The sequence below is a fragment of the Sinomonas sp. genome, from assembly GCF_036848755.1.
Lineage (GTDB): Bacteria > Actinomycetota > Actinomycetes > Actinomycetales > Micrococcaceae > Sinomonas.
Window position 1 is genome coordinate 46764 of sequence record NZ_DAIUJO010000003.1, and the last position, 21246, is coordinate 68009.

The 21246-nt window shown below is 70.5% G+C and carries 19 protein-coding genes; 15 read left to right on the top strand and 4 right to left on the bottom strand.

Features of this window, described 5'->3' with window-relative positions; translation table 11 throughout:
* Positions 1–4: 4 nt before the first annotated feature.
* The 3 genes from V7053_RS00965 to V7053_RS00975 form a co-directional block, all read right to left on the bottom strand.
* Positions 5–946 (bottom strand): ABC transporter substrate-binding protein, encoded by a 942-nt coding sequence (locus V7053_RS00965; protein WP_334170388.1) that lies wholly within the window; start codon positions 944–946, stop codon positions 5–7.
* Between the two features lie 212 nt (positions 947–1158).
* Positions 1159–2481, bottom strand: coding sequence for an isochorismate synthase (locus V7053_RS00970; protein WP_334170389.1), 1323 nt, complete (start codon positions 2479–2481; stop codon positions 1159–1161).
* A complete protein-coding gene (locus V7053_RS00975; protein ID WP_334170390.1) occupies positions 2478–3236 on the bottom strand; it encodes a GntR family transcriptional regulator in 759 nt (252 codons plus the stop codon). The genes V7053_RS00970 and V7053_RS00975 overlap by 4 nt, the downstream gene beginning before the upstream one ends.
* A 131-nt stretch (positions 3237–3367) precedes the next feature.
* Here V7053_RS00975 and V7053_RS00980 point away from each other — a divergent pair, with 131 nt between their 5' ends.
* From V7053_RS00980 to V7053_RS00995, 4 genes are all read left to right on the top strand, one after another.
* Positions 3368–4384, top strand: coding sequence for an L-idonate 5-dehydrogenase (locus V7053_RS00980; protein WP_334170391.1), 1017 nt, complete (start codon positions 3368–3370; stop codon positions 4382–4384).
* A gap of 62 nt (positions 4385–4446) precedes the next feature.
* The gene (locus V7053_RS00985) at positions 4447–5211 is read left to right on the top strand and encodes a demethylmenaquinone methyltransferase (RefSeq protein WP_334170392.1); all 765 of its coding nucleotides are present in this window, start codon (positions 4447–4449) and stop codon (positions 5209–5211) included.
* Between the two features lie 7 nt (positions 5212–5218).
* Positions 5219–6553: a geranylgeranyl reductase family protein gene (locus tag V7053_RS00990; protein WP_334170393.1), complete on the top strand. Its 1335-nt coding sequence runs from the start codon at positions 5219–5221 to the stop codon at positions 6551–6553.
* A complete protein-coding gene (locus V7053_RS00995) occupies positions 6540–7640 on the top strand; it encodes a polyprenyl synthetase family protein (RefSeq protein ID WP_334170394.1) in 1101 nt (366 codons plus the stop codon). The genes V7053_RS00990 and V7053_RS00995 overlap by 14 nt, the downstream gene beginning before the upstream one ends.
* Before the next feature lie 317 nt (positions 7641–7957).
* Here V7053_RS00995 and V7053_RS01000 read toward each other — a convergent pair whose 3' ends face one another.
* On the bottom strand, positions 7958–8398 hold the full coding sequence (locus V7053_RS01000) for a hypothetical protein (protein ID WP_334170395.1): 441 nt from the start codon (positions 8396–8398) through the stop codon (positions 7958–7960).
* 58 nt (positions 8399–8456) lie between these two features.
* On the opposite strand from V7053_RS01000, the gene V7053_RS01005 reads away from it, so the two are divergent.
* From V7053_RS01005 to V7053_RS01055, 11 genes are all read left to right on the top strand, one after another.
* The gene (locus V7053_RS01005; protein WP_334170396.1) at positions 8457–9143 is read left to right on the top strand and encodes a sirohydrochlorin chelatase; all 687 of its coding nucleotides are present in this window, start codon (positions 8457–8459) and stop codon (positions 9141–9143) included.
* Complete coding sequence (locus tag V7053_RS01010) at positions 9140–10381, top strand: MFS transporter (RefSeq protein WP_334170397.1); 1242 nt, start codon at positions 9140–9142, stop codon at positions 10379–10381. The genes V7053_RS01005 and V7053_RS01010 overlap by 4 nt, the downstream gene beginning before the upstream one ends.
* 134 nt (positions 10382–10515) lie before the next feature.
* Positions 10516–12303, top strand: coding sequence for a nitrite/sulfite reductase (locus tag V7053_RS01015; RefSeq protein WP_334170398.1), 1788 nt, complete (start codon positions 10516–10518; stop codon positions 12301–12303).
* A complete protein-coding gene (locus V7053_RS01020; RefSeq protein ID WP_334170399.1) occupies positions 12300–13004 on the top strand; it encodes a phosphoadenylyl-sulfate reductase in 705 nt (234 codons plus the stop codon). The genes V7053_RS01015 and V7053_RS01020 overlap by 4 nt, the downstream gene beginning before the upstream one ends.
* The gene (cysD, locus tag V7053_RS01025; protein WP_334170400.1) at positions 13001–13963 is read left to right on the top strand and encodes a sulfate adenylyltransferase subunit CysD; all 963 of its coding nucleotides are present in this window, start codon (positions 13001–13003) and stop codon (positions 13961–13963) included. Before V7053_RS01020 ends, cysD begins: the two co-directional genes overlap by 4 nt.
* On the top strand, positions 13963–15336 hold the full coding sequence (locus tag V7053_RS01030; RefSeq protein WP_334170401.1) for a sulfate adenylyltransferase subunit 1: 1374 nt from the start codon (positions 13963–13965) through the stop codon (positions 15334–15336). The genes cysD and V7053_RS01030 overlap by 1 nt, the downstream gene beginning before the upstream one ends.
* A 279-nt stretch (positions 15337–15615) precedes the next feature.
* Positions 15616–16812, top strand: coding sequence for an ABC transporter substrate-binding protein (locus V7053_RS01035; RefSeq protein WP_334170402.1), 1197 nt, complete (start codon positions 15616–15618; stop codon positions 16810–16812).
* A gap of 9 nt (positions 16813–16821) precedes the next feature.
* Complete coding sequence (locus V7053_RS01040) at positions 16822–17547, top strand: ABC transporter ATP-binding protein (RefSeq protein ID WP_334170403.1); 726 nt, start codon at positions 16822–16824, stop codon at positions 17545–17547.
* Positions 17537–18439, top strand: coding sequence for an ABC transporter permease (locus tag V7053_RS01045; RefSeq protein WP_334170404.1), 903 nt, complete (start codon positions 17537–17539; stop codon positions 18437–18439). The genes V7053_RS01040 and V7053_RS01045 overlap by 11 nt, the downstream gene beginning before the upstream one ends.
* Positions 18436–19692: a uroporphyrinogen-III C-methyltransferase gene (gene cobA, locus V7053_RS01050; RefSeq protein WP_334170405.1), complete on the top strand. Its 1257-nt coding sequence runs from the start codon at positions 18436–18438 to the stop codon at positions 19690–19692. The genes V7053_RS01045 and cobA overlap by 4 nt, the downstream gene beginning before the upstream one ends.
* A 29-nt stretch (positions 19693–19721) precedes the next feature.
* A complete protein-coding gene (locus tag V7053_RS01055; RefSeq protein ID WP_334170406.1) occupies positions 19722–21197 on the top strand; it encodes an FAD-dependent oxidoreductase in 1476 nt (491 codons plus the stop codon).
* The last annotated feature ends 49 nt before the right edge of the window (positions 21198–21246 follow it).

Sequence of the window (21246 nt, forward strand, 5' to 3'; positions counted from 1 at the left end):
ACGGTCACGAGGAGACGGACGGGTTGACCTCGGCCTTGGAGACGGCGCCGTCGGCGTTGTTCCACGTGTCGAGGATCTTCTTGTAGGTGCCATCGGAGATGAGCTTCGTCATCACCTTCTGGACGAGATCGGCGAGGGCCGTGTCGCTCTTGGCAACCGCGATGCCCTCCGGCGCCATCTCGGTCGTGTCGCCGACCTTCTCGAGCGCGCCGTTGGTCTGCTGGATCGCGTAGCTGATGACGGGCGAGTCTGCGGACATGGCGTCGAGCGCGCCGCTGACGAGCCGCGTGTTGAGGTCGGTCTGCGCGGCGAGGGAGACGATGTCGATCGCCTTCTTGCCCGACGAGGTGCACTTGTCGCTGAGCGCCTTGACCTCGTCAGCCTCGGTGGTACCAGTCTGGACGCCGACGGTCTTGCCGCAGACGTCGCTCGTCGAGAAGTTCTTCGGGTTGCCCTTCTGGACGGCCCATGCGACGCCCGCGTTGAAGTAGCTCACGAAGTTGACCGCCTTGAGGCGCTCGTTGGTGATCGTGAACGAGCTGATCCCGAGATCGTACTTCGGGCCGAGGGCGGGGAGGATGCCCGTGAAGTCGGCCGTCTGGACGTCCGCCTTGAGCCCGAGCGTCGCCGCGATCGCCTTCGCGAAGTCGACGTCGTAGCCCATCGGCGTGTGGTTGTCCGAGCCGCCGAGGAATTCGGCCGGCGCGTAGGTCGTGTCGGAACCGACGACGAGGGTGCCCTTGGACTTGATGGCAGCGGGCACCTGCGACGCCAGCGAATCGTCCTTCTGCACCGTGCTGGGATCGAAGCTGGCAGCGGCCGAACCCGAGCTGCTGGGCTGCGTGCCGCCGCCCGTCTCGGACGCGTTGGTGCAGGCGGTCAGTGCGAGCGCGCTGACCGCAAGGACCACGGCGCCCTTGGCGGCAAGCTTCGTGGAGAAAGTCATAAGTCGTCCCTTACTTGGAGGTACTGGCAAACAGGTGCTAGAGCGACATCCATCCTACCGGCTCCTGAGAGCATTGAGATGTTCGTCACATGCAACTTTCGTTTCCCCATTGGACAACGAAACGCGATCCAGCGCAAGCCCGATTCAGGGGGAAGATTCTGGAACCCCGGACGCAGGTGTCCGCCATCCCGGACGGACTCGGCCAGGCGGCGTCAGCGTTCGACGCCGAGTGCCTCGAGCATCGGGCGGAACTTCGCCCACGTCTCGGCGAGCTCAGCTTCCGGCAGCGAGCCCTCCACGATGCCGCAGCCCGCGTAGAGCCGGGCCGCCGTCGTGCCCTCTAAGACGCCTCCGCGCAGCGCGATGCCGAACTCGCCGTTGCCCGCGCCGTCGAGCCATCCGACCGGGCCCGCGTACGGCCCCCGGTCGAGCTCTTCGAGCTCCAGGATCAGGTCGCCTGCGACCTTGGTCGGCGTCCCGCAGACGGCAGCGGTCGGATGCAGGGCGTTGACGAGTGCGAGGGGCGTCGGGACGTGCCCCTCGATCTCGGCGAGCTCGGCCTTGACATCCGAGGCCAAGTGGAACACGTTGGGCAGCTCGAGGATGAACGGCTCGTCGTGGGCGTTGAGGGCCTCCGAGAACGGTTCGAGAGCGGTCGTGAGCGACTCGATGGCGATCTGGTGTTCGTGGCGCTGCTTGGGCGATCCCGCGAGGACCCGTTCCGCGTAGCCCGGCCCCGCGCCGTCGGCGTCGCGACGGTCGAGCGTCCCGGCGAGCACGCGCGCCTGCGCCGTGCGGCCCTCGACCTGGATCAGCATCTCGGGTGTCGCGCCGACGAGCCCGTCGACGCCGTATACCCAGCAGTCCCGGTAGGCCGACGCAAGCCGCCGGAGGACGCGCTCGCGGGGGATCCCGCCGTCGTCCTCTACCAGCACGTCCCGGGCGAGCACGAGCTTCTCGAGCTCGCCCGCGCGGATGTGCCGTACCCCGGACGCGACCGCGCCCATCCAGCGCTGCTCGCCGAGCCGTCCCGGCCGCACCCTGAGGTGGGCGCCGTTCGACGCCGCCGTCGCGGCGGTCGAGGTCCAACGTTCGACGCCGGCCCGCAGGTCCCGTTCGGACGGGCGCCTGCCGTCCGCGGTGAGCTGGGTGGCCCACGCGCGGCCCTCCCTGATCCCGACGACGATCTCGGGCACAACGAGCCGTGACGCGTACTCGGACGTCTGGGAGAACGCGAACGAGCCGAACGCGAGCGGGCCCGTCCCGGGATGCTGGAGCGCGTCGTCGACCTCGGCGTCGAGGGTGAGCTGCTTCCACCACGCCTCTGCCTCGATGAAGCGGTCGGCGCCCGTCGCGGTGAAGCGGACGGCTTCGCCGAACCCCAGGTGGCCCTCGCCGCGCCGGACCCAGCAGAGGGCCTCGGGCCGGTTGAGCGCGCTCGCGAGGTCGTCGAAGGGGAAGCCGCCACGTGCGTCGACCCCGCGCTGGTCGACAGCGCCCAGATCGATGGTGAGGGCGCGCAAAGGGGAGCTCATGATGCGTCAAGCGTACGCGCTGGCCTCCGGGCCGGCCGCGCCGGGCGCCGCTCGGGACCGGCCGGACGCCGGAAGAGCTCGGGCCGCGCGGCCTGGATCTGCTCGAGGTCGTCGAGGACGAAGCGCAGGTGGGCGCGCAGTTCGTCCCGCGCCCGCTCCAGGTTGCCCTCGGCGACGGCCTCGTGCACGCGTCGGTGGTCCGCGACGTACTCGCCGATGGACCGGTAGCCGCTCAGGCCGAGGTAGCGCGCGCGGTCGAGGTGGCCCTTCGCGCTCTGCACGGCTGTCCACGCCGACTCGTGGCCGGCGATCGCGAGGAGCGTCCGGTGGAACTGCTCGTCGAGGGGATAGAAGTCCTCCGGTCGCGTGCACGCGTCCTGCGCGGCGAGGATCTCCTCGACTTCCGCACCCTGCTCGGGCGTCCAGTGCTCGATGCACGCCTCGAGCGAGGCGACCTCGATGGCCTCGCGGACGAACTGGGCCTGACGGACCATGTCGGGGTCGATGAGCGAGACGTAGCTGCCGCGCTGGGGTCGGATGTCCACGAGCCCCTCTTGCGCAAGGAGCAGGAGTGCCTCGCGCACCGGGGTGCGGCTGAGGTCGAGCCGGAGGGCGAGGTCATTCTCGCTGAGCAGCGCGCCGGGCGGTTCGTCTCCGCGGACGATAAGTTCGCGGATGTGCTCGTACGCGAGCTCGCGGTTCGACGGCGGACGGGCGGCCGACGACGGCGGCGCGCCCGGGAGGGACGGGGCCATGCGTCCAACATTAGGCGGCGCGAGGCGCGGATGAGGCCCGGGCGCAGCCGACTTCAGGCGGGGCGGTCGACAAATCTGGTATGGCAGTGATTGAATGGGGGAAGCCGCCCCCATCCCCCAGGAGGAACCCCATGAGCTTGGCCGTCGTCGTCCATGCAGCCGGTGATCTGCGCCTCGACCCCGTCGAGCCCCGCGAGCCGGGACCCCTCGAGGCTCTGGTTGCCATCGAGTACGGCGGGATCTGCGGAAGCGACCTGCACTACGTCAAGCACGGCGCGGCGGGCCTGAGCATCCTCAAGGACCCGATGGTCCTCGGCCACGAGGTGGCGGGCCGCGTTGCCGCCCTCGGCTCCGAGGTGACCGGCTTCGAGGTAGGCCAGGCGGTGGCCGTCCACCCTGCCATCGTGTGCGGCGAGTGCGAGTTCTGCACCTCGGGGCGGCCGAACCTGTGCGGCAACGTGCACCACCTCGGCTCGGCCGCCTATTACCCCCACACGGAGGGCGCCTTCTCGGCGCTGACCGTGGTTCCCGCGAGCCAGCTTCGTGCCGTGCCCGATGGCGTGAGCACCCGCCTCGCTGCGGTCGCCGAACCGCTCGGCGTCGCCATCCACGCCGTGCGCCGCGCCGGCTCGATCGAAGGCAAGACCGTCCTCGTCAACGGCGCAGGGCCCATCGGCGCCCTCGTCGTCGCCGCCGCGCGCAAGGCGGGCGCCGCCCGCGTCGTCGCGAGCGACCTGGCTGCGGGCTCCCTCGCCATTGCGCGGCGCATGGGAGCGGACGACGTCGTCAACCTCGCCGAGGGCGGCACGCTGCCGGAGACCGATGTGGTGTTCGAGGCCTCGGGCGCGCCCGCCGCCGTCACGAGCGTCCTCCGAGCCGTGAAGCGTGGCGGGATCGTGGTGCAGGTCGGGAACCTTCCTGCGGGCCTCCTCGAGGTCTCGCTCGCCGAAGTCGTCTTCCGCGAGATCGACTACCGCGGGTCGTTCCGTTTCGTGGACGAGATCTCGACCGCACTCGAGTACCTCGCCGACGGCCTCGACCTCGAGCCCATGCTCACTCACGAATACCCGGTGGAGGAGGCCGTCGAGGCGTTCCGCGTCGCGGGGGATCGCGGCACGGGTTCCTCGAAGGTGCTCCTTCGCTTCTGAGAGGTGGGGGTCCTGAGCGGCCGCGTCCGGAGGGTCGGCGGAAGTTTGGCAGAATGGGCCGGGTGAGCACAGGCAAGAGGGCATCGCTTCAGAAGGTTCCCGGCGACGTTGCGAGCATGTTCGACGACGTGGCGCCTCGCTACGACGTCGTCAACGACCTGCTCTCGCTGGGCCAGACGCGCAGGTGGCGCAAGGTCGTCTTCGACGCCGTCGGCGCGAAGCCCGGTCAGCGCGTGCTCGACCTGGCGGCTGGTACAGGCACGTCCGCGGAGCCGTACGCCGACGCGGGCATCGAGGTCGTCGCATGCGACTTCTCGCTCGGCATGCTGCGCGTGGGCAAGCGCCGCCGTCCGGACATCGACTTCATCGCGGGCGACGCGACGCGCCTGCCGTTCGCCGACAATTCGTTCGACGCCGTCACCATCTCGTTCGGCCTGCGCAACGTGAGCGAGCCGCACCGGGCGCTCCAGGAGATGCTGCGCGTCACCAAGCCGGGCGGCAAGCTCGTGGTCGCCGAGTTCTCCTCGCCCGTGAACCCGCTGTGGCGCACCATGTACCTCGAGTACCTCATGCGAGCCCTTCCGCCGATCGCGCGCAAGGCGTCCTCGAACCCGGACGCCTACGTCTACCTCGCGGAATCGATCCGCGCGTGGCCCGACCAGGACCACCTCGCGGACTGGATCATGGAGGACGGCTGGGAGAACGTCGAGTACCGGAACCTCTCCGGCGGAATCGTCGCGGTGCATCGCGCCACTAAGCCGCTGCCGGCCGCGGCGCAGTCGGGGCCCGTGGAGAAGATCCGGCGCGCGCGGCGCGCGGCGGGCTGAGGGGCGCATGGAGGTCCTGATCGTCGGTGCCGGCCCGGCCGGCTCGACTGCGGCCCACTATCTCGCGCGCTCCGGCGTCGAGGTGACGGTGCTCGAGAAGACCCGTTTCCCCCGCGAGAAGGTGTGCGGCGACGGACTCACCCCTCGGGCCGTCCGCGAAATCCAGCTCCTCGGGCTGCCCCATGCCGCCGAGGACGGGTGGCGGCGCAACCGTGGCCTCCGTCTCGTTGCCGGCGGACGAACGATCGAGTTGCCGTGGCCCGGGGGCGGCGAGTTTCCCGACTACGGCCTCATCCGCACTCGGCTCGGGTTCGACGAGGCCCTTGCACGCCACGCCGAGGCGGCCGGCGCCAGGATCCTCGAGGGGCACAGCGTCACCGAAGTCTTGACGGACGACGGCGGGCGGGTCGTGGGCGCGCGCGTGCAGCTCCTCGACGAGGACGGCAGGAAGACGGGGGAGACTCGGGACTTCCGGGCCGACGTCGTGCTCGCAGCCGACGGCAATTCCACCCGGGCCGCCGTGTCGCGGGGTCTCGCCAAGCGCGACGACCGGCCGCTCGGCGTCGCCTACCGCACCTACTTCCGCAGCCCGCGCCACGAGGACGACTGGATGGAGGGCTGGCTCGAGCTTCCCGGCCGCGACGGCAAGCCGCTCCCCGGCTACGGTTGGGTGTTCGGGGTCGGCGACGGCACGTCCAACGTGGGCTTGGGCATCCTCAACTCGTCCAAGGAGTTCGGCAGGCTCGACTACCGGCAGGTGCTCCGCGACTGGACCGCTTCGATGCCCCCGGAATGGGGGTTCACCGAGGCGAACCAGGCGGCCCCGGTCCGGGGCGCGGCCCTTCCCATGGGCTTCAACCGGACGCCTCACGTGGTGCCGGGCATGGCGCTCCTCGGCGACGCGGGCGGCATGGTGAGCCCGTTCAACGGAGAGGGCATCAGCTACGCCATGGAGTCCGGGCGCTACGCGGCGCAATTCCTCGTGGATGCAGCGGCAGCCCAGCGCTCGGCGGGTCTGGGGCGGCCGGCGGCGGACGACGTCGACCGTCGCCTCCGCGCCTACGCCGACTACGTGCGCAACCAGTGGGGGAGCCACTTCACGCTCGGCCGGACGTTCGCGGCGCTCATCGGCCGGCCCGCCGTCATGCGCCTCGCCCTGCGCACCGGAATGCCGGTCCCGGCGCTCATGCGCGTCGTCGTCCGTCTCCTCGCGAACCTCACCGAACCGCGAGGGGGAGGCCTTGAGGACCGCGCCATCCGGCTCCTCGAGACGCTCACGCCCGCGACATCGAACCTGCATCTGCCCGGCCCGAAGTTAGGCTTGACCCGTGACGAACTCTGAACACAGTTGGACCCACGCGGGCCACGGCACTCAGGAGAGCGCCGAGCCCGCCCCGACCACGACGGCCATCGCCGCCGGGATCCAGCTGCCTGCGGGATTCGCCGCGATAGCGAGCGACCCTGACCTCGGCCCCGCTATCACAACGAGCATGGCTCGGGTCGAGAAGCGGCTGCGCGAGGCCATCGCGAATTCGGACCCGCTCGCGGACGCAACGAGCCGCCACCTCGTCGAAGCCGGAGGAAAGCGGATTCGGCCCCTGCTCACGCTCCTGTGCTCGCACCTCGGCGACTGGACGCGGCCGGAGGTCCTGCAGGCCGCTGCCGTCGTCGAGCTCACGCACCTCGCGACGCTCTATCACGACGACGTGATGGACTCGGCGCCCTACCGGCGCGGCGCCCCGACCGCCCACGAGGTGTGGGGCAACACCGTCGCGATCCTCACCGGCGACCTCATCTTCGCGCGCGCCTCGATCCTCGTCTCGGAGCTCGGCGGCCGGGCCCTGTCGATTCAGGCCCGGACCTTCGAGCGGCTGTGCCTCGGGCAGTTGCACGAGACAGTGGGGCCGCGCGAGGACCAGGATCCCGTGGACCACTACCTCTCGGTACTCGCGGACAAGACCGGATCGCTCATCGCGGCCTCGGGTCAGATGGGCGCGATCTTCGCGGGCGCCCCGGACGAGTACGAGGACGTGCTGGTCAAGTACGGCGAGAACGTGGGCGTCGCCTTCCAGCTCGCCGACGACGTGATCGACGTGACGGGGGGGAAGGTCACGTCCGGCAAGTCCGCCGGCACGGACCTCAGGGAAGGCGTGCCCACGCTGCCGGTGCTCCTCCTCCGGCGTGCGGCCGACGGCGGTGACGAGTCCGCCCGCGACGTCCTGCGGCTCATCGACGGCGACCTGACGAGCGACGAGGCCCTCGCCGAGGCAGTGGCGGCGCTCAGTGCGCATCCAGTGACCGCCGACTCGTGGGCTGCGGCGCGCGAGTGGGCGGACGCGGCGAAGGCTGCGCTCGCGCCGCTGCCCGAGGGGGTCGTCAAGCAGTCGCTCTCGGCGTTCGCGGACGCGGTCGTGGACCGCGACGCCTAGAGGCCCCCACGGGTCAATCCCGACGGCGTACGTTTGGCACGGCGGCGTACGTTTGGCACGGCGGCGTACGTTTGGCACGGCGGCGTACGTTTGAGCGCGCGCAAACGTGCGCCTTCGTGCCGAAAGTACGTTCTCGCCTCAAGGCGACCTTAAACGGTTGGGCCCTGGGTGGCGGCGATGCCGCTTCCCAGGGCCCGTTTCCGTTCGCACCCGAATCCACTGGAGGCTGAAGTGGATCCAGTAACAAGCTTATGACAGATCTGTCATATGTCTAGTCCCAGACCGTCAATTTTTTTCAGGTCTTCAGGAACAACCCCTCAGACGTGTTCCTCTTCGTCGTCCTCGGCGGCCGAGAAGACCCACTCGAACATGTCGAACGTGAACTCGGAGAAGGTGCCGTCCTCGGACACCCACTCGCCACGGGCATTGTTCTTCCGGTAGACGATGGGGTCGGGGACTCGCAGGTCGCCCGAGCGGAAGCCCCACGTGAACTGCTCGTCCTCGTCCTCCAGGAACATAAGGAAGCCCTCTTCGTCGATCTCGAGTTCCTCCGGATCCCAGAAGTAGTGGTATGCCTCCATGAGCTCGGAGCTGCCGAGGGCGAGGTAGAACTCGCGCAGCGCCAGCGGGATTGTGAAGGCGTGCTCCTCGAGGGCCTCGTCGAGTTCGTCCTCGGAGATCCCGTCGCCCTGCTTCCACGGATCGCCGAGGTACTTGGGGACAAGCGCGCGGAACCTATCCAAGAACATGTCGCTCATGTCTTCATCCTAGTCAGTCGGCCCAACCTCGGACCTTTGCCCCCGGTAGGCTCCCCCTATGACCCAGCCGATCCTTGTCGCCTGCGCCCACGGAACCAGCAATCCCGACGGGAAAGCGGCGATCCTCGGGGTCGTCGAGGAACTCCGCGCGGCCCGACCGGACGTCACAGTGCTCGACGCCTACGTCGACGTTCACGGCCCCGAGCTGCCCGCCGTCGTCGCAGGCCTCCCCGCGGAGCCGCCCGCCGTCGTCGTGCCGCTCCTCCTCAGCGTCGGCTACCACGTCAAGGTGGACATCGGGCGCGCGGTCAGGTCGCGCGAACGGACGACGGCGGCCGCGCCCCTCGGTCCCGACCCGCGCCTTGCGGAGGTGCTCGCCGCGCGGCTCGCCGACGCCGACCTGGGGCCGGACGACGCCGTCGTACTCGCCGCGGCAGGCTCGTCGAACCCGGCCGCAGCCGACGACGTCGAGCGTCTCGCCGACATGCTCCGGCACCTGATCCCGAACCGGATCCTGCCTGCCTACGGCGCAAGCGCCGAGCCGAGCGTGCCGGATGCCGTCGCGGAGCTCCGGGCCGAGGAAGTCGGCCGGATCGTCGTCGCGAGCTACCTCCTCGCGCCGGGCTACTTCCATGACCAGCTCGCGAAGGCGGGCGCCGATGCCGTTGCGCCGCCCCTGCTGCCTGCGCCCGAGGTCGCTCGGATCGCCCTCGACCGCTTCGACGCGGCCCTCGCCGCGCTGTGAGCACAGCACCCGGAGAGGCGGGCACCGCAAGGCTTCCGCATCGTGCGCCAGCCTCGCTGCTCTTCGTCCTCGTCTGCGCCATGGGCGTCGGCCCCCTGCTCAACTACGGGCTGAGCGCGGCGAGCCCCCTCGTGTTGCGCGACCTCGGGATCAGCCAATCCCAGTTCGGCCTCGTGGCCGGTGCCGTCTTCGCGAGCGCCGCCGTCAGCAGCGCGTGGCTCGGGCGGTTCAGCGACCGCGCGACGAGCCGGCAGCAGATCGTCCTCATCTTCGCGGGGACCGTCGTCGCCCTCGTGATCGCCGCGCTCGCGCAGAACTTCTGGGTGCTGCTGGTTGCCGTCATCCTCGCGGGACCGGCGCAGGCCATCTCGAACCCCACGACCAACAGGCTCATCGTGACAGCGGTCCCCCAGGCGCAGCGCTCCGGCTGGATAGGCATCAAGCAGTCGGGCGTTCAGGCGAGCCAGCTCTTCGCAGGCCTCTTCATCCCGGCTGTCTCGCTGTGGCTCGGGTGGCACGGCGCGTTCGCGCTCGCCGCGGTCGTCGCGGCGGGCCTCCTCTGGTATGGCCTGCGCAAGCTCCCCCGCGAGGCACCTCGACCGCTCGCGAAGGCAGCCCGCTCCGCGAGCGACAAGGAGCCGCTGCCCCTTCCGGTATGGCTCTTTGCCGCGTTCGCGTTCTTCTCGGGGCTGGGGATGCAGGCCACGAACGTCTACCTCCCGCTCTACGCCGTGCGCGCCCTCGACTTCCCGCTCGTCCTCGCCGGGGCCGCGGCCGGGGTCTCGGGCGTCGTCGGTGTCACAAGCCGCGTGATCTGGGGGCGCCAGATGGCGCAGGGGCGGCGCCCGTCGGGGATCCTCATCGCGCTCGCGGCCGGCGCCGTCCTCGGCGTCGCCTGCCTGCTCGCCGCTGGGGCGCTTCGCCAGCCCGCCCTCCTGTGGGCCGGCGTCGCCCTCCACGGGGCAACGGTCCTCGGCGCCAACGTCATCACGAACTCGGCCGTGCTCGTTGTGGTGCCCTCCGAGCGGGTCGGGACGGCCTCGGGCGTTCTCGCGATGGGGATGTACGCGGGCTTCGCGCTCGGGCCGTTCGTCATGGGCCTCCTCGCGGACGCCTCCGGGGGGTACGACGTCGGCTGGCTCACCGTGGGCACGGGCTACCTCGTCTGTGTCGTGGTAGCGCTGTGGCTGCGGCGCTACGGACGGACGCATCCCTGGACGGTCCTCACGACGCGCTGAGGCCCCGGGCTGGAAGTCCTCGCGGGCTCCGGTCCGTCAAGGGAGGTGACGCGAATACGAAGAAATGTGTCCCCCGGTGACATCGCATTGCACCTCTCTGGGGACACGCCCGGGGCGATCCGTACCCTCGAATCATGACTGACACAGCCCTCACTGCGCGTTCCGGGGCTGCCCGCGCCGGGCAGCGACCCGACCAGCGTCCTGGCCAGGACTCGGAACGGGCGGCGCGACAGAGATCCTCCAAGCCCAATGGGCAGTGGAAGATCGACGGGACCGAGCCGCTCAACGGCAATGAGGCCTGGAAGCAGGAAGACGGTGGCCTCAGCGTTCGCGAGCGCATCGAGAACATCTACGCCCAGGGCGGTTTCGACTCGATCGATCCCACCGATCTCCACGGCCGCTTCCGCTGGTGGGGGCTCTACACCCAGCGCAAGCCGGGGATCGACGGCGGCAAGACGGCGACGCTTTCCCCCGAAGAGCTCGAAGACCGCTACTTCATGATGCGCGTGCGGATCGACGGCGGCGCCCTCACCACCGAACAGCTGCGCGTGATCGGCGGCATCTCGCGGGACTTCGCGCGCGGCAGCGCAGACATCACGGACCGTCAGAACATCCAGCTGCACTGGGTCGAGATCGAGAACGTCCCCGAGATCTGGCGCCGACTCGAGGGGGTCGGCCTGCGCACGACCGAAGCGTGCGGCGACGTCCCGCGCGTCATCCTCGGCTCGCCGGTCGCCGGCATCGCTGCGGACGAGATCCTGGACCCCACCCCGCAGATCCGCGAGATCGCGGACCGCTACATCGGCGACGAGAGCTTCGCGAACCTCCCGCGCAAATACAAGACCGCGATCACGGGCCACCCGAGCCAAGACGTGGTCCACGAGATCAACGACTTCGCCCTCGTGGGCGTGGTCCACCCGGAGCTCGGCGCGGGCTACGACCTGTGGGTCGGCGGCGGCCTCTCGACGTCGGCGCACCTCGCCGTTCGCCTCGGCGCCTTCGTCGAGCCCGCGCGTGCGGCGGAGGTGTGGGCCGGCGTGACCAGCATCTTCCGCGACTATGGCTACCGGCGGCTCCGCAACCGCGCGCGTCTGAAGTACCTCGTGGCCGACTGGGGTGCCGAGAAGTTCCGGCATGTGCTCGAGACCGAGTACCTCGCGACGCCGCTCCCCGACGGGCCCGCCGCCGAGAAGCCGACGACCCCGGGCGACCACGTGGGCGTGCACCGCCAGAAGGACGGGCGCTTCTACGTCGGCGCGACTCCGACGGTGGGCCGCGTGTCGGGGGACGTCCTGCTGCAGCTCGCCGACCTCGTCGAGGCGCACGGCTCGCAGCGGCTCCGCACGACGCCGCACCAGAAGGTCGTCGTCCTCGACATCGAAGAGGACCGCGTCGACTCGCTCGTGGCCGGGCTCGAGGAACTGGGCCTCTACGCGAACCCGAGCCCCTGGCGGCGCTCGACGATCGCGTGCACGGGAATCGAGTTCTGCAAGCTCGCCATCGTGGACACGAAGGACACGGCGACCGAGGCGATCGCCGAGCTCGAGAAGCGGTTCTCGCCCGAGGGCGGCACGGGCGCCCCGGCCAACGAGCTCCTCAAGCCGCTGACTCTCCACATCAATGGCTGCCCGAACTCGTGCGCCCGCATCCAGACGGCGGACATCGGCCTCAAGGGCCAGCTGCTGCCCGACGGCGACGGCGGCCAGACGCCCGGCTTCCAGGTGCATCTCGGCGGCGGCCTCGCCTCGGAGACGCGCGAGGAGGCAGGCACCGGCCGCACCGTCCGGGGGCTCAAGGTGACGACCAAAGACCTGCCCGATTACGTCGAGCGCGTGACCAGGCGCTACCTCGCCGAGCGCGCCGACGAGAACCAGAGCTTCGCCGAGTGGGCCCTTGCGGCCGAGGAGGAGGCGCTCCAATGAGCAAGAGATCTCCTGAGGAGCTGCGCGCGCTCGCCGAGTCCGGCGCTGCGGAGCTCGGCTGGGACGCGACCGCGGACGAGGTGATCGGCTGGGTGGCGAGGAACTTCGCCACCGAGGCAACCGCCGTCGCCTGTTCCATGGCGGACGCCGTGCTGCCCGCGCTCGTCGCGGAGCAGCTGCCGGGCGTCGACGTCCTCTTCCTCGACACGGGCTACCACTTCCCGGAGACGTACAAGACGAGGAACGACGTCGCCGAGAACCTCCGCGTGAACATCGTCGACGTTCTGCCGCAGCAGACGGTCGCCGAGCAGGACGCCGCCGAGGGAAAGGACCTCTTCTCCCGGGACCCAGCCCGGTGCTGTGCCCTGCGCAAGGTCGAGCCCCTGCACCGGTCCCTCGCGGGCTACGAGCTGTGGTTCACCGGCGTGCGCCGCGACGAGGCCCCCACGCGGACCAACACGCCCCTCGTGACGTACGACGAGAAGAACGGCCTCGTCAAGGTCAACCCGGTCGCACCGTGGTCGTTCGACCAGCTCGTCCAGTACTCCGAGGACAACCTCCTGCCGGTCAATCCCCTCCTTGCCCAGGGGTTCCTCTCCATCGGCTGCGCGCCGTGTACCCGCGCCGTAGCCCCAGGAGAAGACCCCCGAGCCGGCCGCTGGTCCGGCACCGACAAGACAGAATGCGGACTCCACGTATGAGCGCTCTTACGACCGCCGCGGCCCCCGTGACCCCGGAGGCGGCATCGCCCGGAAACGCCGGAGCGACTCAGCTCGGTCTCCTCGACGCCCTCGAGGCCGAGTCGATCCACATCATCCGCGAGGTCGTCGCCGAGTTCGAGCGGCCCGCGATGCTGTTCTCCGGCGGCAAGGACTCCGTCGTCATGCTGCACCTCGCGGCGAAGGCGTTCTGGCCGGCGAAGATCCCGTTCCCCGTGCTGCACGTGGACACGGGACACAACTTCCCCGAGGTCCTCGACTTCCGCGACCGGACGGTCGCGCGGCTCGGGCTCAAGCTCGTGGTGGGCTCCGTGCAGGAGTACATCGACCGGGGCGAGCTCCAGGAACGAGCCGACGGGACGCGCAACCCGCTCCAGACCGTGCCCCTGCTGGATACGATCGCCGCGAACAAGTTCGACGCCGTGTTCGGCGGCGGCCGCCGTGACGAGGACAAGGCCCGGGCCAAGGAGCGCATCCTCTCGCTCCGCGACGAGTTCGGCCAGTGGGACCCGCGCAACCAGCGGCCCGAGCTGTGGAACCTCTACAACGGCCGCCACACCGTGGGCCAGCACGTGCGCGCGTTCCCGATCAGCAACTGGACCGAGCTCGACATCTGGCGCTACATCGAGCGCGAGGGCATCGAGCTGCCGAGCATCTACTACGCCCACGACCGCGAGGTGTTCCAGCGCGACGGCATGTGGCGCGCCGTGGGTGAGGTGAGCCTTCCGCGCGAGGGGGAGGACGTCGTCGTCCGCACCGTGCGCTACCGCACCGTGGGCGACATGTCGTGCACCGGCGCCGTGCTCTCGGACGCCTTCACAGTGGCCGACGTCGTGCGCGAGGTGGCGGCCTCCACGCTCACCGAGCGCGGGGCGACCCGTGCCGACGACAGGATTTCCGAGGCGGCCATGGAAGACCGCAAGAAGGACGGGTACTTCTGATGACTGCCGCTCTTGAGGCAACCCTCGAGCAGGGAACGCTCTTCCGGTTTGCCACCGCCGGCTCGGTCGACGACGGCAAGTCCACGTTGGTGGGCCGCCTGCTCCACGACTCGAAGGCGATCCTCGCCGACCAGCTCGACGCCGTGGCCCGCACCTCGGAGGCACGCGGCTTCGGCGGGGACAACGCCGAAGGCACTCGCCGCCTCGACCTCGCCCTGCTGACCGACGGCCTCCGGGCCGAGCGCGAGCAGGGCATCACGATCGACGTCGCCTACCGCTATTTCGCGACCGACCGCCGCACGTTCATCCTCGCCGATTGCCCCGGCCACGTGCAGTACACGAAGAACACGGTCACGGGAGCCTCGACGGCCGACGCGGTCGTGCTCCTCATCGATGCGCGCAAGGGCGTGCTCGAGCAGACCCGGCGGCACCTCTCCGTCGCGGCGCTCCTGCGCGTGCCGCACGTCGTCGTCGCGGTCAACAAGATCGACCTCGTCGACTTCTCCGAGGCGGTCTTCGCATCGATCTCAGCCGACGTCGAGAGGGCCGCGAGGGAGCTGGGCCTGCGCGAGGCGGTTGCCGTCCCGGTGTCCGCGCTCGACGGCGACAACGTCGTCGACCGCTCCGGCCGCACGCCCTGGTACACCGGCCCGACCCTGATCGAGCTGCTCGAGGGGCTGCCGAGCACGGACGAACTGGCCGACTCCCAGGAGCCATTCCGCTTCCCCGTCCAGACCGTCATCCGGCCGCAGGGCGCACTGGCTCCGGGCCTTTCGGACGCTGAGTTCCGGGACTACCGCGCGTACGCGGGCCAGGTCACCGAGGGCATTGTCCGCGTCGGCGACCGGGTCGCTGTCGTCACGCCGGGTCAGGCGGCGCGCGAGACTACGGTGGTCGGAATCGACGTCGCTGGCCGCTCGCTCGCGGAAGCAGCCGCGCCGCTGTCCGTCGCGCTGCGCCTCGCCGACGAGTTCGACGTCGCGCGCGGCGACACGATCGCCGCCGCTGGGACGCTGCCCGAGAGCACGGCCGACCTGTACGGCTCTCTCTGCTGGCTCTCGACCAAGCCGCTGCGCGAGGGCGCGAAGGTCCTCGTGAAGCACGGGACGTCGACGGTCCGGGCCCTGGTTCGCTCCGTCACGGGACGCCTGGACCTCGACTCCCTCGAGGTGACCCCCGCCTCCGGCCTCGAGCTCAACGACATAGGCGAGGCTCAGCTTCGCCTGGCCGCCCCGCTCCCGCTCGAGCCCTATGCGGGGCATCGGCGGACCGGAGCGTTCCTCGTCATCGACCCGCAGGATGGAGCGACCCTCGCCGCAGGGATGGTCCGCGAGCACCCCGGGGATACCGAGGACGAGAGGTACTGGATCTAGGCCCATCGTTTCGATGGGAACCACGACGGCGCCTGCCACCCTCACGGGGGCGGGCGCTGTTTGGCAGAAACGGTCCCTTCTCCTCGTGTGTGACGCCGCATGACGTACGGTGAACGACCGTGACCGGGCTGTTGGGGCCCCGATTCCCCCTCCCTACGCTGGAATGCATGGTCCGCACCCACCGCCTCGTCAGCGCAGGGCGAATGCCCCGATGTCGGGCTCGTCGCTAGGCCCCCACCCGACCTTCCGACCCTTTTCAGCGAGACCCGAGGACTCACCATGAGCAAGAGCCCTACCCCAGACGCGGAGACGCCGCAGCGCGTGCGCATCACCGCCGAGAGCGACGCGACCCAGTCCAAGCGCGGCCGCGGCCTCACGATCGGCATCGGAGCAGCCGTCGTCCTCCTCCTGGGCGCCGGCGCCGCCCTCGCGACCGCGAACGCCCACCAGGCTCCGAGCCAGCCGAGCCAGTCCGCCATCGCCCAGACAGGCACCCCTGCAGCGCAGCTCCGGCTCGGGTACTTCGCGAACGTGACCCACGCTCCCGCCGTCGTCGGCGTCCAGCAGGGCCTGATCGGCAACGCCCTCAAGGCAGCCGGCACCGGCAGCCTCACCACCCAGGTCTTCAGCGCGGGCCCTGCCGAGATCGAGGCGCTCAACGCCGGCGCCATCGACGCTGCCTACGTGGGCCCGAACCCGGCCATCAACTCCTTCGCGCAGAGCAAGGGCCAATCCGTCGTCGTCGTGGCGGGCGTCGCCGCAGGCGGCGCGCAGCTCGTCGTGCGCCCGGGCATCAACTCTGCCGCGGACCTCAAGGGCAAGACCCTCGCAACGCCCCAGCTCGGCAACACGCAGGACGTCGCGCTCCGCGCATGGCTCGCCAAGCAGGGCTACAAGACCACCCCGAACGGCTCGGGCGACGTCATCATCGACCCGACGGACAACGCGCAGACGCTCAAGCTCTTCCAGGCCGGAAAGCTCGACGGCGCGTGGCTTCCCGAGCCGTGGGCGTCCCGCCTCGTGCTCCAGGCCGGCGCGCACGTCCTGGTCGACGAGAAGACCCTCTGGGACGGCTCCCAGACCGGAAGGCCCGGGCTGTTCCCGACCACGGTGCTCGTGGTGAACAAGAAGTTCGCGGCCGACCACCCGCAGACGGTCGAGGCCCTCGTCAAGGGCGACGCCGCCGCGATCGACTGGCTCAACAAGACGAGCGCGACGCAGAAGGTCCAGGCGGTCAACGACGGGCTCAGGGCGGCGGCGGGGCAGGCCCTCCCCACGGACGTCGTCCAACGCGCCCTCGACAACATCACGTTCACGACCGACCCTCTGGCCGGTGCATACCCGAAACTGCTCCAGGACGGCGTCGACGCGGGCGTCTCAAAGACCGCCGACCTGCACGGCCTCTTCGACCTGAGCATCCTCAACCGCCTTCCGGGCGAAACCAAGGTCAGTGCGGCCGGGCTGGGCCAGGAGTAGGAGCAAGACGTGTCGGTACTGCTGGAGAACCTCGGAAAACGCTTCGGCGACGGCGCCCCCGTGCTGGACGGCGTGAACGCCACCATCGACGCGGGCGAGTTCGTGGCCCTGCTGGGCGCCTCGGGCTGCGGCAAGTCGACGCTGCTGAACATCATCGCCGGCCTCGAGCGCCCCAGTTCGGGGGCCCTCGAAGTCCCGGCAGACGGAGCCGCGTTCATGTTCCAGGACGCGGCCCTCTACCCATGGCTCACGGCCCGCGGCAACATCGAGCTCGCGCTCAGGCTGCGCGGCATCGGAAAGGCCGAGCGCAGGGCGCGCGCCACCGAACTCCTCGAGCTCGTGCATCTCGGCGAGGCCGCCGACAAGCGCCCCCACGAGCTCTCAGGCGGCATGCGCCAGCGCGTTGCTCTGGCCCGGGCCCTGAGCCAGGACCGTGAAGTCCTCCTCATGGACGAGCCGTTCGCCGCGCTCGACGCCATCACGCGCGACCTCCTCCATGAGGAGCTCACCCGGATCTGGCGCGAGACGGGCCGGACCATCATCTTCGTCACCCACAACGTGCGCGAGGCCGTCCGTCTCGGGCAGCGCGTCCTGCTCCTCTCCTCCCGCCCGGGCCGCGTGGTGAGCGAGTGGGATGTGCCCGGCGCCGTGAAGGACGACGCCGCAGCCGCCGCCGCCCTGACGGCCGACATCACAGCCCGCCTGCGCGAGGAGATCCGCCGCCATGGCAAGTAACGTGACCGAGCTCGACCGGACCCTGGATCTGAAGAGCGAGACCGAGGAGCTGCGCGCCCTCGAGGCAGGCCTCGACGAGCTCCAGTCGGAGTCCTCCCACCGCCGCCGCGACTGGGGCCGGGTCGTGCTCCCGCTCGGCGCCGTCGTCGTCGTCCTTCTCTCCTGGCAGATCGCGGCCTCGCTCGGGCTCAAGCGGGCGGACCTCATGCCGGGTCCGCTCGACGTCGCCGCGAGCCTGGGCCAGCTGTGGCAGGAGGGCCAGGTGCAGCAGGCGGTCGGCACCTCCCTGATGCGCGGGCTCCTCGGCTTCGCCGTCTCGATCGTCATCGGCACCCCGCTGGGCCTCCTGCTCGCGCAGGTGCGGCCGCTCCGCCGCGCTTTCGGCCCCCTCATCTCGGGCCTCCAGGTGCTGCCGTCCGTCGCGTGGGTGCCCGCCGCGATCATCTGGTTCGGCCTCACCGACGGCACGGTCTACTTCGTGGTGCTCATGGGTGCGATCCCGTCGATCGTCAACGGCCTCATCGCGGGCGTCGACCAGATCCCGCCGCACTACCGCTCGGTAGCGAAGGTCCTCGGCGCGTCGCGCCTCGAACTCGCCCTCCAGGTCGTGCTCCCGGCCGCGCTCCCCGGATACGTGGCGGGCCTCAAGCAGGGGTGGGCGTTTTCCTGGCGCTCGCTCATGGCCGCCGAGATCATCGCCGTGGGCGGGAGCCTCGGCTTCGGCCTGGGCTCGCTCCTCGATCAGGGCCGTACGCTGAGCGACATGGGCATCGTCATGGGTGCCATCATCGCGATCCTCGCTGTCGGCATCCTCATCGAGCTGCTCGTGTTCGGGCCGGTCGAGCGGAGGCTCCTGCGCCGGCGCGGCCTCCTCGTGGGGGCGGCGCGATGACCGGCCGCGACCTCTTCCCCACTTCGCTGCGGCTTCTCGGGAAGCCGGTCCTCGTCGTCGGGGGCGGGCGCGTGGCGGGGCGCCGCGCGCAGGCGCTCCTCGACGCGGGCGCGATCGTCACCGTCGTCGCGCCGGAGGCAGCGGACGACGTCGCGCGGCTCGCCGAGGCGGGCCTCGTGACGTGGGTGCGCCGCGGCTACGAGACGCGCGATCTGGACGGCGTCTGGTTCGCGCAGACCGCGACCGGTGTGCCGTCGGTTGATTCGCGCGTTGCGGCCGAGGCCGAGGCTCAGCGCATCTGGTGCGTCAACGCGGGCGACCACGAGGCCTCGGCCGCGTGGACGCCGGCGTCGGCGCGCGTCGACGACGTCACCGTCGCGGTGAATGCCGGGGGAGACCCGCGCCGCGCCAAGGCCCTCAAGGACGCGATCGTGCTCGCCCTCAAGACCGGCCGTCTCCCGCTGCGCAGGCATCGCGCCGGCGCAGGGCGGGTTGCGCTCGTCGGCGGCGGACCGGGCGAGACAGGACTCATCACCGTGCGCGGGCGCCAGCTCCTCGCGGAGGCCGACGTCGTCGTCGCGGACCGGCTCGGGCCGCGTGCGCTCCTCGACGAGCTCGGGGAGGGGGTGCGCGTCATCGAGGTCGGCAAGGCCCCGGGCGCGCACCAAGCGACCCAGGACGAGATCAACCGGATCCTCGTCGACGAGGCGCGCGCGGGCAACGTCGTCGTGCGGCTCAAGGGCGGCGACCCCTACGTCCTCGGCCGCGGCGGCGAGGAGGCCGAGTTCTGCCGCGAGCACGGCGTCGACGTCGAGGTTGTCCCCGGCGTCACGAGCGCGATCTCCGTGCCCGCGGCGGCAGGCATCCCGGTCACGCACCGCGGGCTCGCGACTGGCTTCAGCGTGGTGACGGGGCACGAGGAACTCTCCGAGCTGCCGGCTCGAGCGGACCACACGATCGTGCTGCTCATGGGGGTCCGCCGCCTCGCATCCTCAGTCCGCCACCTCCGCGCCCGCGGTCTGCCGGGCGGAACCCCGGTCGCGATCGTCGAGAGCGGCTGGACCGAGCGGCAGCGCGTCACGATTGGCACGCTCGAGACCATCGTGGACCAAGCCGAACGGGTCGGCGTCGCGAACCCCGCCGTGATCGTCGTGGGCGACGTCGTCCGCGTGAGCCCGTACGCGCCGTCGTCCTTTCGAAGCCCAGTGACAGCCAGCCCGCGAAACGCGGCAGCCGCCCGCCCGACCCCCTGACCCCGACCGAAGCCAAAAGGAACATACCTGTGTCGAACACCAACTCCGCCCCAGCCCGCGGTACGGGCGCCCGTCCGCTGAGGATCGCCGTCGTCGGTTCCGGTCCTGCCGGCGTGTACGCCGCCGATCTGCTCACCAAGAGCGCGCCCGTCGCATCGGGCGAGCTCACGCTGAGCATCGACCTCTTCGACCGCTATCCCGCGCCCTACGGCCTCATCCGCTACGGCGTCGCTCCTGACCATCCGCGGATCAAGGGCATCGTCAACGCGCTCCACAAGGTCCTCGACCGGGGTGACATCCGCTTCTTCGGCAACGTCGACTACGGGACGGACCTCACGCTCGAGGACCTCCGCCGCCACTATGACGCCGTGATCTTCGCGACCGGCGCGATCAAGGACGCCGACCTCAACATCCCCGGCATCGAGCTCGAGGGCTCGTTCGGCGCGGCCGACTTCGTCTCGTGGTACGACGGACATCCGGACGTCCCGCGCGAGTGGCCGCTCGATGCCAAGGAGATCGCGGTCATCGGCAACGGCAACGTCGCGCTCGACGTCGCCCGGGTGCTCTCCAAGCACGCCGACGAGTTGCTCGTCACCGAGATTCCGGACAACGTCTACCGGATCCTCAAGGAATCGCCCGTCACGGACGTGCACGTGTTCGGCCGCCGCGGCCCGGCGCAGGTCAAGTTCACCCCGCTCGAGCTCCGCGAGCTCTCCCACTCGCACGACGTCGACATCGTCCTGTACCCGGAGGACTTCGAGTTCGACGAGGCCTCGGACCGCGAGATCCAGACCAACAACCAGGTCAAGACGATGGTCGGCACGCTCACGAACTGGATCGCCGAGCAGCCCGAGGACCTCGAGGAGCTCACCGCCTCGCGCCGCCTGCACCTCCACTTCCTGCACAGCCCGGTCGAGATCGTCGACTCGGCCGATACCCCGGGCAAGGTGGCCGGGATCCGCTTCGAGCGCACCGAGCTCGATGGCACGGGCAACGCCCGCGGCACGGGGGAGATCGTCGAGTACCCGGTCCAGGCCGTGTACCGCGCGATCGGCTACTTCGGCTCGCTGCTCCCGGGGGTCGAGTTCGACCACCGTCGCGGCGTCGTGCCGAACGACGGCGGCCGCGTCCTCGATGCCGACGGCGCGTTCGTGCCCGGCGTCTACACGACGGGCTGGATCAAGCGCGGTCCCGTGGGTCTCATCGGCCACACGAAGGGCGACGCCCTCGAGACCATCGGTCACCTGCTCGACGCCCGCGAGGACCTTCCGATCGCAGCCGAGCCTTCCGAGGACTCCGTCGTCGCCCTCCTCGAGGAGCGCGGAACCGAATACACGACGTGGGAGGGCTGGCTCGCCCTCGACGCGCACGAGCGTTCCCTCGGCGAGGCCGCTGATCCGGCCCCGACCCACAAGGGCCCCGTCGCGCGCGAGCGCGTGAAGGTCGTCGCGCGTGAGGAGATGGTGGCGATCTCCCGCGACGGCGCCGCGGTCACCGCCCGCTGACCTCCCTCCGGTTGCGCCGTCAGATCCGCAGGGTGTTCACCCTGCGGAT